Source organism: Thermophilibacter immobilis, from assembly GCF_015277515.1.
Taxonomy (GTDB): domain Bacteria; phylum Actinomycetota; class Coriobacteriia; order Coriobacteriales; family Atopobiaceae; genus Thermophilibacter; species Thermophilibacter immobilis.
On record NZ_CP063767.1, the window covers coordinates 1,839,500 to 1,853,440 of the forward strand.

General features: G+C 62.0%; 13 protein-coding genes. 5 read left to right on the forward strand and 8 right to left on the reverse strand.

The window, feature by feature from the left end:
* The first annotated feature begins 95 nt into the window (after positions 1-95).
* Positions 96-1,310: an NADP-dependent isocitrate dehydrogenase gene (locus INP52_RS08255; RefSeq protein WP_194370782.1), complete on the forward strand. Its 1,215-nt coding sequence runs from the start codon at positions 96-98 to the stop codon at positions 1,308-1,310.
* Between the two features lie 89 nt (positions 1,311-1,399).
* On the opposite strand, the gene INP52_RS08260 is transcribed toward INP52_RS08255, so the two are convergent.
* The 5 genes from INP52_RS08260 to INP52_RS08280 form a co-directional block, all read right to left on the reverse strand.
* Positions 1,400-2,509, reverse strand: coding sequence for an SIS domain-containing protein (locus INP52_RS08260; protein WP_194370784.1), 1,110 nt, complete (start codon positions 2,507-2,509; stop codon positions 1,400-1,402).
* A 53-nt stretch (positions 2,510-2,562) separates the two neighbouring features.
* Entirely contained in the window at positions 2,563-3,369 is an 807-nt protein-coding gene (locus INP52_RS08265) for a PTS system mannose/fructose/sorbose family transporter subunit IID (protein ID WP_194370786.1), read from the reverse strand.
* The gene (locus tag INP52_RS08270) at positions 3,359-4,159 is read right to left on the reverse strand and encodes a PTS mannose/fructose/sorbose/N-acetylgalactosamine transporter subunit IIC (protein ID WP_194370787.1); all 801 of its coding nucleotides are present in this window, start codon (positions 4,157-4,159) and stop codon (positions 3,359-3,361) included. The genes INP52_RS08265 and INP52_RS08270 overlap by 11 nt, the downstream gene beginning before the upstream one ends.
* A 65-nt stretch (positions 4,160-4,224) precedes the next feature.
* Positions 4,225-4,692: a PTS galactosamine transporter subunit IIB gene (gene agaB, locus INP52_RS08275; RefSeq protein ID WP_194370789.1), complete on the reverse strand. Its 468-nt coding sequence runs from the start codon at positions 4,690-4,692 to the stop codon at positions 4,225-4,227.
* A gap of 242 nt (positions 4,693-4,934) precedes the next feature.
* The gene (locus INP52_RS08280; RefSeq protein WP_194370791.1) at positions 4,935-5,675 is read right to left on the reverse strand and encodes a GntR family transcriptional regulator; all 741 of its coding nucleotides are present in this window, start codon (positions 5,673-5,675) and stop codon (positions 4,935-4,937) included.
* 328 nt (positions 5,676-6,003) lie between these two features.
* Between INP52_RS08280 and INP52_RS08285 the strand changes: the two genes are divergently transcribed.
* The 3 genes from INP52_RS08285 (at position 6,004) to INP52_RS08295 (ending at position 9,716) form a co-directional block, all read left to right on the forward strand.
* Positions 6,004-6,942 (forward strand): 3-hydroxyacyl-CoA dehydrogenase, encoded by a 939-nt coding sequence (locus INP52_RS08285; protein ID WP_194370793.1) that lies wholly within the window; start codon positions 6,004-6,006, stop codon positions 6,940-6,942.
* A 142-nt stretch (positions 6,943-7,084) separates the two neighbouring features.
* Positions 7,085-8,374 carry a phosphopyruvate hydratase gene (eno, locus tag INP52_RS08290; protein ID WP_194370795.1) on the forward strand — a complete coding sequence of 430 codons (1,290 nt, stop codon included), beginning with the start codon at positions 7,085-7,087 and terminating at the stop codon, positions 8,372-8,374.
* Positions 8,375-8,543: 169 nt separating this feature from the next.
* The gene (locus INP52_RS08295; RefSeq protein ID WP_232364352.1) at positions 8,544-9,716 is read left to right on the forward strand and encodes a diphosphate--fructose-6-phosphate 1-phosphotransferase; all 1,173 of its coding nucleotides are present in this window, start codon (positions 8,544-8,546) and stop codon (positions 9,714-9,716) included.
* A 32-nt stretch (positions 9,717-9,748) separates the two neighbouring features.
* Here INP52_RS08295 and INP52_RS08300 read toward each other — a convergent pair whose 3' ends face one another.
* Positions 9,749-10,420 (reverse strand): pentapeptide repeat-containing protein, encoded by a 672-nt coding sequence (locus tag INP52_RS08300; RefSeq protein ID WP_194370797.1) that lies wholly within the window; start codon positions 10,418-10,420, stop codon positions 9,749-9,751.
* A gap of 40 nt (positions 10,421-10,460) precedes the next feature.
* A complete protein-coding gene (locus tag INP52_RS08305) occupies positions 10,461-10,829 on the reverse strand; it encodes an arsenate reductase family protein (RefSeq protein WP_194370798.1) in 369 nt (122 codons plus the stop codon).
* A 302-nt stretch (positions 10,830-11,131) separates the two neighbouring features.
* Here INP52_RS08305 and INP52_RS08310 point away from each other — a divergent pair, with 302 nt between their 5' ends.
* The gene (locus tag INP52_RS08310; RefSeq protein ID WP_194370799.1) at positions 11,132-12,523 is read left to right on the forward strand and encodes an NAD-dependent succinate-semialdehyde dehydrogenase; all 1,392 of its coding nucleotides are present in this window, start codon (positions 11,132-11,134) and stop codon (positions 12,521-12,523) included.
* 87 nt (positions 12,524-12,610) lie between these two features.
* Here the strand turns inward: INP52_RS08310 and dcm are convergent, their stop codons facing one another.
* Positions 12,611-13,909, reverse strand: a complete 1,299-nt coding sequence (dcm, locus tag INP52_RS08315) for a DNA (cytosine-5-)-methyltransferase (protein WP_228478318.1) — start codon at positions 13,907-13,909, stop codon at positions 12,611-12,613.
* Positions 13,910-13,941 lie beyond the last annotated feature (32 nt).

Consider the following 13,941-nt stretch of genomic DNA (forward strand, 5'->3'; position numbering starts at 1 on the left):
GTATCGAACGTGTCTCCACACGGCGCCGGCGCGATTATCTCCGCCGACGCCGTGCTACGCTCGACCCACGATTCGCACGAACTCCGGAGGTAACCATGCCCAAGATCTCCATGAGCGTCCCCCTCGTCGAGATGGACGGCGACGAGATGACCCGCATCATCTGGCAGCTCATCAAAGACGAGCTCATCTGCCCCTACGTCGACCTCAAGACCGACTACTACGACCTGGGTCTCAAGCATCGCGACGAGACCGATGACCAGGTCACCGTTGACTCCGCCCAGGCGACCCTGCGACTGGGCGTGGCCGTCAAGTGCGCCACCATCACCCCCAACGCCCAACGCGTGGAGGAGTACGGCCTCAAGCAGATGTGGAAGAGCCCCAACGGCACCATCCGCGCGCTTCTCGACGGCACCGTGTTTCGCGCCCCGCTCGTGGTCGGGGGCATCGAGCCGGTCGTGAAGGTCTGGAAGCGGCCCATCACCATCGCGCGTCACGCCTACGGCGACGTCTACAGAAACGTCGAGATGCACATCGACGCCCCCGGCAAGGTCGAGCTCGTCTACACGGCGGCCGACGGCACCGAGCGCCGCGAGCTCGTCCACGAGTTCGACGGCCCTGGCGTGGTGCAGGGCCAGCACAACCTCGACGCGTCCATCCAGAGCTTCGCGCGCAGCTGCTTTGAGTACGCGCTGGCCACGGGTCAGGATCTGTGGTTCGCCACCAAGGACACCATCTCCAAGACCTACGACCACCGCTTCAAGGACGTCTTCGCAGAGCTCTACGAGGCCCGTTACCGCGCGCGCTTCGAGGCGGCTGGCATCTCGTACTTCTACACCCTCATCGACGACGCCGTGGCTCGCGTCATGAGGTCCGAGGGCGGGTTCATCTGGGCGTGCAAGAACTACGACGGCGACGTGATGAGCGACATGCTCTCGTCGGCCTTTGGCTCTCTGGCCATGATGACGAGCGTGCTGGTCAGTCCCGAGGGCGTCTTCGAGTACGAGGCCGCGCACGGCACGGTGCAGCGCCACTACTACCGCCACCTCAGGGGCGAGAGGACCTCGACCAACCCCGTGGCCACGATCTTCGCCTGGACCGGTGCCCTGCGCAAGCGAGGCGAACTCGACGGCCTGGCCGACCTGGCCGACTTTGCCGGAAGGCTGGAGGCGGCGACCCTCCACACGATCGAGTCCGGGCGCATGACGGGCGACCTCGCTCGCATCACCTCGCTGCCGAGCCCCCAGACCCTGGACACCCGCGCCTTCATTCTCGCCATCCGCGAGACCCTCGACGCAGAGACGGCCGCCTAGCTGCATCCACCCAAAGCAGACTCTGCGCCCCCTGGAGCCGCGCGGCCCCAGGGGGCGCAGAGCTTAGAGTGCGAGAAGCCCGCGCGCCTCTAGTAGGGCATCACCTGGGAGATGCTCTTCGTCTTGGTCGCGGCGATGTCCCCGAACTGGGATAGCAGCGGGTGGCTGTCCCACGAGCTGAGCTCGGTGCTCGCGCGAAACGCGATCGTCTGGCAGAAGGGCAGCACGTAGAGCGGCGCCAGCAGGGGCTCGCCAATCTCGAACGGGAGCCTCACGGCGTGGGCGTCATCGACCTCCGGGCTGTTCGTGACCGCGTAGGCGTAGTCCGTCACCGTGCGCGTCGCCCGGTAGATCGTGTGGAGGCGCTCTCCGCACACTCCTAGGTCATCGTAGAAGAAGGCCGTATACTTGGGAGTGAGCTGCAGGTGGGGGCCATGTATGTACTCCTCAGCCTCATAGGCGAAGCTCGGGACCTTGATGGTCTCGCCGATCTTGAGGGCACTCTCGCAGGCGACCCCATAGCCCTGGGCAAAGCCGCAGGAGTAAACGGCGCCCAGAGAGGTGAGCGCGGCACGGTTGCGCTCGTAGAATTCGTTGGTCTCGCGCTGCACGACCTCGTGGCGCTCGGAAACCTGCGCCATCTCAGCCATGACGGCAGCGTAGTCCCGGTCGCTCGTGAGGCCCTTGGCCTGCGAGGCCCCCAGGGCAAAGAGCATGAGAAACTGCGCGAGCGTCGTCACTCCCTTGGTGACGTAGCCCACGTTCTCCGTTCCCACGCACCAGTCGACCAACAGGTCGGCGTGGTCCTTGAAGTCTGCGCCCACGTTGCCGGTGAGGCCGATGGAGAGCCGTCCCATCTCACGCAGCCTGTCGAGCGTGGCGATGGTGTTCGTGGAGCACCCGCTCTGGGAGACGGCGAACACGAAGTCCGTCTTGCCCAGGGCGTGCTTGCAGCAGTTGAACGTCTCGGGGGGCACCACCTGCACGTCCTGACGCAGGTACTTGATCATGAGAGGCAGGGCGCACTGGGATCCGTTCGCGCTCGAGCCGCAGGCCACGATCACGACCCTCTCGTATCCGCCCGAGACGTAGGCGTCCACGAGCGAGCGCGTGATGTCATGCGCGTCACGCGTGTTGGTGGCCAGCTGCTCGGGAGTGGCCTTGATGTACGTCATCATGGTGGGCTTCTCGTCTGTCATGTTCTTCCTTTCTCGGCACCACGCCGATCTCTTAGCGTTGGCTTTGCGCCTGCTTACATCCACCCCAGAAACGACATGAGGATCCCGAACGCGATGAGCCCCACGATGATGACCACGACGTTCGCGTTCTTCTTGAACAGCCCGTAGACCGCGAAGACGATGGCCAGCGGTAAGATGTTGGGCAGGATGCCGTCAAAGACGGACTGCACCGTGGTGCTCGCAACGCCAAAGACGAGCTCGTCGCTGAAGGCAAAGGACACGTAGGAGGGAATGAGCCCGCCCACGACCATCATGCCCAGGATGCCGGCGGCCTCGGTCAGGTACTTGGTCTGCTCGGTCATGTTCGTGATGAACCGGGAGCCCACTCGATAGCCAAAGTCCGCAAACCAGATGCGCGAGATGGCCATGAAGCCCCAGATAATCATATAGAGGATGGGACCCAGCACCGAGCCGTCCTGTGCAAGCGAGCAGCAGATGGCCGCCGAGATGGGCAGGACGGTGAACCAGAAGATGGCGTCACCCAGGCCGGCGAGTGGCCCGAAGAGACCGTTTCTGATGCCCGCGATGAGCTTGCGGTCGGTGTGCTGCTCCTCCATGGAGAGGATAAGCCCCATAAGGAAGGTCCCCATGTGCATCTCAGTGTTCATGAACTCCATGTTGTAGGTCATGAACTCGGACAGGTCCTCCTTGGAGTCTCCGTAGAGCTTCTGGAACGCCGGCAGCATGGACCACGTGAAGCCCGGCGCCTGCATGCGCTCGAAGCTGAAGCCGCACTGCATCAGGATGGAGCGAAGTCCCAGCCGGTTGAGGTCCTTCTTGGTGAGCTTGCCCTGGGTTGCCTGGGTCTCGTTAGATGCCATCGCTCTCGCCCCCGTCTGCGGAACCGGACGCGGACACCAAGGCGGCGACCTCGTCGGCCCTCTTCTCGTGTCGATAGTTGATGTAGGCCAGGCACACGGCCGCGATGGCGACCGGCAGCACGTTCGGCAGGTCGAGGAAGGTCGCCATAATGAATCCGAGGAACAGGTACACGATGTTGTTCTTCTTCATCATGACCATGAGCAGCAGGCCCAGGCCGACGGCCGGCAGAAGGCCGCCCGCGATCTCGAAGCCGTGGATGAGCCACGCGGGAAACGCGTTGACGAAGATCTGGATGGGACCCTGCAGCGCGAAGGAGCACAGGAAGACGAGAAGCGCGATCACAGCCGCCTTGAAGCACATGGCGAGCGGAATCATGCGCCCGAAGCCCTTGACGTCGGCGTCGGCGGCGTAGGCGTCGCACTTGTGGGCAACCCAGACGTAGGCGGTGTTGAACAGAATGCCCACCCACTGCGCCAGGAGCGCGAACGGCAGAGAGAGGCCAATTGCCGCGTCCGCGCTCTGGCCGGTGGTGTAGGCGATGACCACCGTCATCATGCCGGCCATGAGCGGGTCGGGCGGAACCGTCCCGCCCACCGTGAGAAGACCCAAATACGACAGCTCCGCGACGGCACCGCACATGACGCCGAGGGGGATGTCCCCCAGCACGATCCCGGCAAAGAACGCGACGACCATCGGGCGGAACCAGTAGAACGCCTCGAACTGGGCGTCACACGCGCATATGAAGCCGACAAGCGCGAGCAGCAGCCCCTGAATAAGGGTAATGTCCATGCCTTCCTCCTTCTCCTACGCTTACGTCGTTCGTATCAGAGCGACCTGCCTGAACCACTTACCTCTTAGAGATAGATTTTCTTGTCGCCCGGCAGAATCTGGATATAGAGCTTGACCCCTGCCTCCTTCATCGCCTCGATGTCCGCCACGTCGTTGTCGTCCACGTAGACGTGGCTCTCGCGAAACACGCGCTTGCCGGGCGTCGCGTGCATGTTGCCTACGTTGACCTCCTTGAGGGGGACCCCGCCCTCGACCAAGGCGCGCATGACCTTGGGATTCTGTACGATAAGAAAGATGTGCTGGCTGGAACTCGCCTTGCCAATGACGTCAATCGTCTTCTGAACCGAGAAGAACCTGATACCGCAGCCCGAGGAGTCCGCCGTCATCTTCATGAGGGACTTCTGGATGGGGTCCACGGCGACCTCGTCGTCGGCAACTACCACGAGGTTGGCGCCAGTCGCACCGACCCACGAGTTTCCGACCTGTCCGTGGACAAGGCGGTTGTCAATCCGCGCATGTACAATATCTGGCATGTCATGCTCCGTTCCCTCAAGAAGTGCGCGCCATCATGCTCGCCATGATGAGAGAACGGCTCGTGCACACAACACAGAAGCCCCCGTGAATCCGTGGATGGCATGCTTTTCTCTTTAAACGTTCTAGAACGTTCTATTACTCTGGCAAGAGGTATGACCGGAAGCCGAAATCAAGGGAGAGATTTGGCGTCAGGCTTGCGCTCAAGCGGGCGCCAATCCAAGTGACCAGTCTGCTTGCGTACCTAGAACGTAAAGGACCAGCGCGCGCCCACAATGAGTTGGTCACCGATGTACAGGGGGCGATCATCCCCGTCGGCATAACGCGCATGAAGGCTGAAGAGAGGCTCTCCAACAGGCACGCTGAGCTGCGCGGCCACGTTCTCCATGGCGCGGGCCGAGCTCAGGATGCACTCCCCCACCATCTTGGGGCGGCGTCCCGTCCTCTTCTCGATGAGGCCATATAGGGAGCGGTTCTCTAGATTGGCTTCTGCAAGAAACAGAAAATCAGACAGGGAGAAGTGATTCTCTTCGATCATGATGGGAACTCCGTCCGCCGTCCGCACACGCCGTGTAACGAGCACCTTGTCGTCTCCCTCAATACCAAGAAACGCTCGGTCGTCGGCGGTGGGCTCAACGAGCGACGATCCCAGCTCGACGGATCCCGCTGCAAGACTGGCCTTTTCACAGGCCTCGGTGTAGCTGAAGACCTGGGAATCCAGGCGCGACTGCACGAGGTGAAGGTTTCCGGGAGCCTTTACGAACGTTCCCTTGCCCTGCTTCTTCATGAGGTAGCCAGCCGCGACCAACTCCTCAATCGCTCTGCGAATCGTAATGCGTCCCACCGAGAAGAGACTCTGGAGCTCCCCCTCCGAGGGGATCTTGTCCCCAATCCCATATTCGCCCGAATCAATTGCGTACTGAATCCTGCCGACCACCTGCACGTAGAGGGGCAGGGCGGACGAGCTGTTAAGATCTTCGGACATGGGCGCGCACCCCTTATGTTCGTGAGCAGACTTTAAACCACGTAAAGAATCATACGGCCCTCAAAACCGCGGGCACCTCGATTTTCCTGACATCCCGTAAAGGGGCAGGAACGGTACGAGGGCTCTTGTGTATTAGTATCTGAGCCACTTGTTGAGATGACCGGAGTAGAGGCCGAATCTGACACTAACTTTTTGTTTGCCCACTATTAAAAAAGTTTTTAACACCATTCACAGCGTTCGCAGAATAGCTTCTTGAAATATGACTAGAATCTATGGGGGGACTTCATCCCGCCTGTGACCGTTTGGCTCTGCATGAGAGAGGAACAGCATGGACATCAAGAACGTTGTCGTTGCCGGCGGAGGGGTACTGGGAAGCCAGATCGCCTTCCAGTGCGCCTACAGCGGCTACCACGTCACCATCTGGCTACGCTCCGAGGGCTCGATTGGCCGCTGCCAGCCCAAGATCGACCACCTACGCCAGGTCTATCTAGATACCCTCGAAGCCATGAAGTCCGACCCGTCTGCCTACGCCTACGGACTTCTCGCCAAACAAGACGTCACACCGGAGGCCTGCGAGGCCGCAAAGGCCAAGGTCGAGGCCGCCTACCAGGACCTCACGCTCACCACGAGCTACGAGGACGCCCTGTCCGATGCCGACTTCGTAATCGAGTCCATCGCCGAGAACCCCAAGGACAAGATCGCTTTCTACACCGAGATGTCCAAGCATGTCCCTGCGAACGCGGTCGTGTGCACCAACTCCTCGTCCATGTTGCCGAGCGCCTTTGCGTCCCACGTCGCACACCCCGAGCGTTATCTCGCACTGCACTTCGCCAATTCCATCTGGAAGAATCCCAGCGCCGAGGTTATGCCCCACGCCGGGACCAGCAAGGAGGCCTTCGACGAGACTGTGAGCTTTGCTGCCTCCATCCGGATGGTGCCGCTCAAGATTATGAAGGAGCAGCCAGGCTACCTTCTCAACAGCCTGCTCATCCCCTTCCTCTCGGCTGGTCAGGCCCTGTGGGCCAACGGAATCGGCAGCCCCGAGGACATCGACCTGGCCTGGAAGCTTGGCACCGGGGCACCCAACGGCCCGTTCCAGATTCTTGATGTCGTGGGCCTCACCACGGCCTACAACATCGCAAGCATGAATCCCGCCGCAAAAGACCCCACCTCCACGCAGGCCAAGGTCATCGCCTTGCTCAAGGAGAAGATTGACGCCGGCGAGACGGGTGTGGCCGCTGGCAAGGGCTTCTACGACTATCACTAGCAGGCATCTCGTACCACGCGGCACCCGCGTAGAAACAAAGCCCGCCACTCTGGGCTGATGGAGCCGGTCCAGCGGGGTATACCTACAAGGTAGGTGTTGGGTATTTATGCGACACAGATCGCAGATGACAGAAAGGCATGCCATGAGCAAGATTACCAAGGTTTACGGTCGCGAGGTCCTGGACTCCCGCGGCAACCCCACCGTCGAGGTCGAGGTCACGCTGGAGGACGGCTCCTTCGGGCGCGCCATCGTCCCGTCCGGCGCCTCCACCGGCGAGTTCGAGGCCGTCGAGTTGCGGGATGACGACAAGGACCGCTACCTGGGCAAGGGTGTCCTCAAGGCCGTGGGCCACGTCAACGAGGAACTCGCCGAGGCCCTCGTGGGCCGCGAGGCCACCGACCAGCGCGGCGCCGATGCCGCCATGATTGCCGCCGACGGCACGCCCAACAAGGGCCACCTGGGCGCCAACGCCATTCTCGGCTGCTCGCTGGCCATTGCCAAGGCCGCGTCCGCCTCTGCCGGTCAGCCGCTCTACGCCTATCTCGGCGGTGCCAACGCACACACCCTGCCCGTCCCCATGATGAACATCCTGAACGGCGGCGTCCATGCGGACAACACCGTCGACTTCCAGGAGTTCATGATCATGCCGGTCGGCGCGCCTGACCTCGCTACCGCGCTGCGCTGGAGCACGCAGGTCTACCACACCCTCAAGGGTATCCTCAAGGACGCCGGCCTCTCCACGGGCGTGGGCGACGAGGGTGGCTTCGCTCCCAACCTCAAGACTAACGCCGAGCCCTTCATCTATCTGATGCAGGCCGTCAAGGCCGCCGGCTTCGAGCCGGGACGCGACTTCATGTTCGCCATGGACCCCGCCACGAGCGAGCTCTACGACAAGGAGCGCGGCGTCTACGTGCTGGCCGGCGAGGGCCGCGAGCTCACGAGCGATCAGATGGTCGACTACTGGGAGGAGCTCGTCGACAAGTACCCGATCATCTCCCTGGAGGACGGCCTGGACGAGGAGGACTGGGACGGCTGGGTCAAGCTCACCGAGCGCCTGGGCAAGAAGGTCCAGCTCGTGGGCGACGACCTCTTTGTCACCAACACCGAGCGCCTGAAGAAGGGCATTGAGCTCGGTGCCGCCAATGCCATCCTCATCAAGGTCAACCAGATCGGCACCCTGACGGAGACCCTCGACGCCATCGAGACCGCCAAGCGCGCCGGTTACACCGCCGTCGTCTCCCACCGCTCCGGCGAGACCGAGGACACCACGATCGCCGACCTCGCCGTTGCCACCAACGCCGGCCAGATCAAGACCGGCGCCCCCGCCCGCACTGACCGCGTGGCCAAGTACAACCAGCTCCTCCGCATCGAGGACGCTCTGGGCGACTCCTCCGAGTACCTGCAGAAGAAGGCCTTCTACAACCTCGCGTAGTCCTGTTTCTCCTTTGCGGCACCAGGGGGGCTATCCCGCATGCGGGATAGCCCCCCCTTATGGGTCGCGGAACGCCGCGCACCACAGCCCGCACGATGTGAGGCCGAGCCCCGCGCTATGCTGTTCGTCGTTGACTCAGGAAGGAATCTCCATGGCGGAAAAAGGGTGTGTGCTAGTTGGACAGTCGGGCGGTCCCACCGCCGCCATCAACGCAAGCCTTGCCGGCGTGATTGACGGCGCGCGAGCTGCGGGCCTGCGCGCCATGGGGATGCGCTACGGCATCCAGGGCTTCTTGAACGGCCGAATGATCGACCTCGACTCCGCCCTCCCCAATAAGGACAGCTTCGATCTGCTGCGCCGCACCCCTTCCAGCTGGCTGGGGAGCTGTCGCTACAAACTTCCCGAGCCAGGCACCGACCAGTCCGTCTACCAGGAACTCTTCGAAAGGTTCAGGGAAATCGATGCCACAGCCGTCCTCTACATTGGCGGCAACGACTCCATGGACACCATCGCCAAGCTCGGCTCCTACGGACGCTCGATCGGAAGCAGCATCCGCTTCATCGGCGTCCCCAAGACCATCGACAACGACCTCATGGGCACCGATCACACCCCCGGCTACGGCAGCGCCGCGCGGTTCGTGGTCACGGCCCTGCGCGAGCTCGCACGCGACGCGGACGTCTACGACCTCAAGAGCGTGACCTTCGTCGAGATCATGGGCCGCGACGCGGGATGGCTCGCCGCGTCATCCGTGCTGGCCGAGCCCGACCTCATTCTTCTTCCTGAGATTCCCCTGGTGGAGGATGCACTCGTGGAGCGTCTCTCAGAGTTGCTCTCCCACAAGAACACCGTAATGGTCGGCGTGAGCGAGGGAGTCTGCACGCCCGACGGCCATCTTGTCTGCGAGCGAACGATGGCTCACGGTGCCGGCACGGACGAGTTTGGCCACAGAGCAGCGCTCTCGGGCACAAGCCGCTACCTCGCCAGCATGATAAAGGGTCGTCTGGGCTGCAAGACCCGGGCCGTCGAGCTCTCCACCCTCCAGCGTTGCGCGAGCCATGCGGCCAGCAGGACGGACCTCGACGAGGCGTTCGAGCTCGGACGCGCGGGCGTCGAGGCCGCGCTTGCGGGGGAGTCCGTGAGGATGTGCGCGTTCGACCGCATCTCGAACGACCCCTACGCGACCCGGACAGCCCTCGTTGACGTGAGCTCCGTAGCCAACCAGATTCGCAGCGTCCCCCGCTCGTGGATCAACGCGGACGGCATGGGCGTGAGCGAGGAGATGCTCTCCTACGTGCGCCCGCTCGTCGGCAAACTTCCCCCACTGCTAACAGCGCTTTCCTAGGAGCCCAGCAGAGTCTGGGGCCAGCTGCCCCACTACTCGTCCTGCTTCACCTGCACGCCCAGGAGCCCGGCAAGCTGCGCCGCCTGCTCGGAGCTTACAACGGTGCCCCTGAGCTCGCGAAAGGTGTCCGACACGCGCAGGCCCGAGATATCACAGCTCGAAAGGTCTATCCCCGCGAGCGAGGTGCGCAGGACGGTCATGCGCGTGAGGTCGCACTGGTCCAGCGTTACGTGGCGAAGCTTCGTCGCAGAGAGGCTGACCTCCGCGAGGCCCGTCTCGCGAGCGATAAGGCGATTGACCGTGGCCTCGGAAAGGTCGCAGTAGCTCATCTGGCTGTCCTCGATCGAGACGCCCGTAAGACGGCCCCTCAGAAAGCTCAGACCCGGAGCCGAGCAAGACCTAAAGTCGCATCGATTGAGCCATGAGCGACCCATGTCGCAGCGCGTCATCCGACAGCCCGAAAAGAGCACGTCCGTGAAGGTGCAGTTGGCAAGGCATACGTTATCGAGCGTGCAGCCCCGGAAGACGACCTGTTCGAAGGAAGTGCCATCGGCGGACGCATCCGAGAGCTCAAGCCCGGAGAAGACCGTGCCGCGCACGCAGGCGTCAGGAGTCGAAAACCGAGCGAGAAGCCCCTCGACGCTCAGGCGCTCCCCCACGTCAGACGCGATTCTCGAGAAGCCCTGCGTCTTCTGGGGGCGCATCATCGGCTCCCCACCCTCGCGAGAAACTCGCGTACGCAGCCTACTCCCCGCACAGCGCCCGCTCCCACTCGTCCTCGCGAAAGCCCACGAGCACGAAGTCGGAGCCCACCACAATCGGTCGCTTGACCAGCATGCCGTCCTCTGAAAGCAGCGAGAAGGCCTCCTCGTCAGACACCCCGGCGTCCAGCCGAGCTTTGAGGTTGCGCTCACGATAAAGACGCCCGCTCGCGTTGAAGAAGCGCCGCACGGGAAGGCCGGAGCGAGCCTGCCACGCGGAGAGCTCGGATGCCGTGGGGCTCTCCTTGACAATGTCGCGATTCTCGTAGGCTATGCCACGAGCATCCAGCCACGCCTTCGCGCGCCGGCAGGTACTGCACTTTGGATACTCAACAAAGAGCACGTCAGCCATGTTTTTTTCCTCCAGTCGATTGCTTTTGGCCAGTGTAGCATGCCCCTCGCGGGCTCCAACGGCCGAGATCTTGGGCCCTACCGCCACTGGCCAAAAAGCCCCTACCGCCGACCGAACAGTTTGTGATGCACCCTTATTTTTTTGGACGGCTCCGGGGTACGACGAGAGAGACACGCTGGAGACGTCCAGAGACCATGCCGCAAGACAATAATTGCCATGCTGCATCAAACAGGGAGCCTTGGGTATACGTCTGTCAAGCAAATGTCACTTTACGTGTAACGTATCTCTGAAGGGGGTACCAGATGGCTTACAAGACGATTAGCCCGTACACCGGCAAAGAGGTCAAGAGCTTCCCCACCGCAACTGATTTTGAGGTTGACGCCGCGCTCGCAAAGGCCCAGACGGCCTTCGAGTCTTGGCGCACGTCCTCGTTCGCCGAGCGCGCCGACGTGATGAGCAACGTCGCAAAGATCCTGCGTGAGAACGCCGACGAGTACGCCCGCCTCATCTCGCTCGAGATGGGCAAGCTGCTCTCCGAGGCACAGGCCGAAGTCGAGCTGTCCGCCCAGATTTCCGAGTACTACGCCGAGCACGCAGCCGAGCAGCTGGCCCCGCGCGTCCTTGCTCCCAAGGGCTATCCCGAGGGCAGCGTCCAGCTCGTGAGCGACCCTCTCGGTGTGCTCTACATCGTGGAGCCATGGAACTTCCCGTTCTATCAGATCATTCGCGTCTCGGCGCCGCAGCTGTCCGCCGGCAACGTCATCGTGATGAAGCATGCCTCCAACGTGCCGCAGTGCGCCGCGGCCTTCGAGGAGATCTTCCGCAAGGCGGGTGCTCCGGAGGGGACCTTCCAGAACCTCTACCTCTCGCACGAGCAGTCCGACCACGTCATCGTCGATCCTCGCGTGCGCGGCGTGGCGCTCACCGGCTCCGAGCGTGCGGGTGCGCAGGTGGCTGCGGCTGCCGGCAAGGCGCTCAAGAAGAGCACGCTCGAGCTCGGCGGATCGGATGCCTTTATCGTCTTGGACGACGCCGACGTCAAGAAGGCCGCCAAGTGGGCGGCCTTTGGCCGTAACTGGAACGCCGGTCAGGTCTGCGTGTCCAGCAAGCGTCTCATCGTCGCCGACTCCGTCTACGACGAGTTCGTCGAGACCTATCGCGAGCTCGCGTCCGAGCTCGTCGCTGGGGACCCGACCGACCCCACGACCACCCTCGCCCCGCTCTCCTCCCGGGAGGCGGTCGACCGCCTGCAGAAGCAGCTCGACGAGGCCGTCGCACACGGCGCCAAGGCCGAGAAGCTCGGCAAGCCCGTCCCCGAAGAGGGCTTCTTCTTCCAGCCGATGATGGTCACGGACATCGCCGAGGACAACCCGGCGTACCAGGCCGAGTTCTTTGGCCCCATTGCCCAGGTCTATCGCGTGCCCGACGAGGCCACTGCCATCAAGCTCGCCAACGACTCCCCCTACGGCCTGGGTGGCTCCGTGTTCACCAAGGACGTCGAGCGTGGCCGCCGCGTGGCGCGTCAGCTCGACACCGGAATGGTGTTCATCAACCAGCCGACCAAGGTCGCAGCCGACATCCCCTTTGGCGGCGTGAAGCGCTCCGGTTACGGCCACGAGCTCATCGACCTGGGCATTCACGAATTCGTGAACCAGAAGGTCGTCGGCGTCTGCGACATCGACGGGGCGTTCTAGGCCAGGTAAGCGCGCTTAGCTAGGCCGTGCGGTGGCGAGCCAGGGAGCTTGTCACCGCATTTTTTATGCCGAGGCTGCTAGCACTCCTCAGAGTTGTTCCTGAGCGATGGATTGAGCGAGTGCCCTTCCAATCGCATGTGGAATTCCCACGACGAGCGCGTTCCCCATACAAAATGCCCTCTGCCCATCAGTCATGCCCGTCTTCGTCCATCCGCGGGGAAACCCCTGGAGCTGGTCAAGCTCATCAGGAACTAAACGACGATAACGGCCTTCTTTGGTTTGGATGATGTGTTTGAAGCGCGAGGCGCCACGACCTCCTTCCCCCGTCAGAATCGTGCGAGAAGGCTTGTCAACAGAGTCGGGGAAGGACATAGAACCCTCGGAATAACGGTAGGAGAACCCTGTCTTTTTGTTAATGCGGTCTTCGCTCTTTGCTCCCTTGAGCCGCTTCCACTGGGAAAGCTTCTCGGACTCTATGTAGAACTCCTCGGGGACCTCCTCATCAGGAACTAGGACATCTCCAAGCGTGCAACGTAACCCCGTATAGCTCTCAATAATTTTACAGGTAGACGCGTGCCCCTTCTGCATGACGCCCGCCTCCATAAACGGAGAAAGTTTTCCTCCCTTATTGAAACCTTCCGTTGCGACGAAGGGGTCATCTGGAATCTCGATGCTGCTCATCTGCTCGGGAGATAGCTCTGCAATAGGAAAAGCTTGCGCCAGGAGTCCACCAGAGAGCATGTTCTCCAAGCTCCATCGTTCATCAGTGAGTTGTGCAAGAATGTAAGTTCTTTTTCTCCGCTGGGGAAATCCATATTCTGCGCTGTTGACCACCCTCCACTCAACTGAGTAGCCGAGCTTGTTGAGGCACGAGAGAATAATCGCAAAGTCTCGGCCACGTTGAGAAGCCGGGCTCTTGAGCAAGCGGTCAACGTTTTCGAGCAGCACGTAACGTGGCTGCTTATCCGGTCCTTTAAGGCGGAGAAAGTCATAGATGTCCCACCAAAGGACGCCCTTCTTACCCTCAATGCCCCCTGCCTGGGAGAGGGGTTTTGCAACCGAATAATCCTGGCAAGGGAATCCACCGACGACCATATCGACGTCGGGAATCTCAAGCTCGCCTTTTTGGGCTTTCGCAAGGACCTCATGAATGTCCTCATTCACCACAGATTGCTCGCCAAAGTGAGCCCTGTAGCATCGAGCGGCAAACTGCTTGGTTTGAGTTCCAGGAGGCTCCCACTGATTGGCCCACACCGTCTTGAATGGGCCTGCCGATGGCATTCTCATCTGCAGCTCATGGGCATTGTGGTAACCCTCAAGACCCAATCTGAATCCACCGACCCCCGCAAAGAGCTCGGCAACCTTAATCACTTTCTGTGACGACACGTTTCTCCATTCGCTGTCTGTGTCGCAGTGCC

Bases quoted from the DNA above. Each gene is read 5' to 3' on its own strand.
- INP52_RS08285 (WP_194370793.1), top strand. From the start codon at position 6,004: ATGGACATCAAGAACGTTGTCGTTGCCGGCGGAGGGGTACTGGGAAGC.
- INP52_RS08305 (WP_194370798.1), bottom strand. From the start codon at position 10,829: ATGGCTGACGTGCTCTTTGTTGAGTATCCAAAGTGCAGTACCTGCCGG.
- INP52_RS08310 (WP_194370799.1), top strand. From the start codon at position 11,132: ATGGCTTACAAGACGATTAGCCCGTACACCGGCAAAGAGGTCAAGAGC.
- agaB (WP_194370789.1), bottom strand. From the start codon at position 4,692: ATGCCAGATATTGTACATGCGCGGATTGACAACCGCCTTGTCCACGGA.
- INP52_RS08270 (WP_194370787.1), bottom strand. From the start codon at position 4,159: ATGGACATTACCCTTATTCAGGGGCTGCTGCTCGCGCTTGTCGGCTTC.
- INP52_RS08300 (WP_194370797.1), bottom strand. From the start codon at position 10,420: ATGCGCCCCCAGAAGACGCAGGGCTTCTCGAGAATCGCGTCTGACGTG.
- INP52_RS08255 (WP_194370782.1), top strand. From the start codon at position 96: ATGCCCAAGATCTCCATGAGCGTCCCCCTCGTCGAGATGGACGGCGAC.
- INP52_RS08260 (WP_194370784.1), bottom strand. From the start codon at position 2,509: ATGACAGACGAGAAGCCCACCATGATGACGTACATCAAGGCCACTCCC.
- INP52_RS08265 (WP_194370786.1), bottom strand. From the start codon at position 3,369: ATGGCATCTAACGAGACCCAGGCAACCCAGGGCAAGCTCACCAAGAAG.
- INP52_RS08280 (WP_194370791.1), bottom strand. From the start codon at position 5,675: ATGTCCGAAGATCTTAACAGCTCGTCCGCCCTGCCCCTCTACGTGCAG.
- eno (WP_194370795.1), top strand. From the start codon at position 7,085: ATGAGCAAGATTACCAAGGTTTACGGTCGCGAGGTCCTGGACTCCCGC.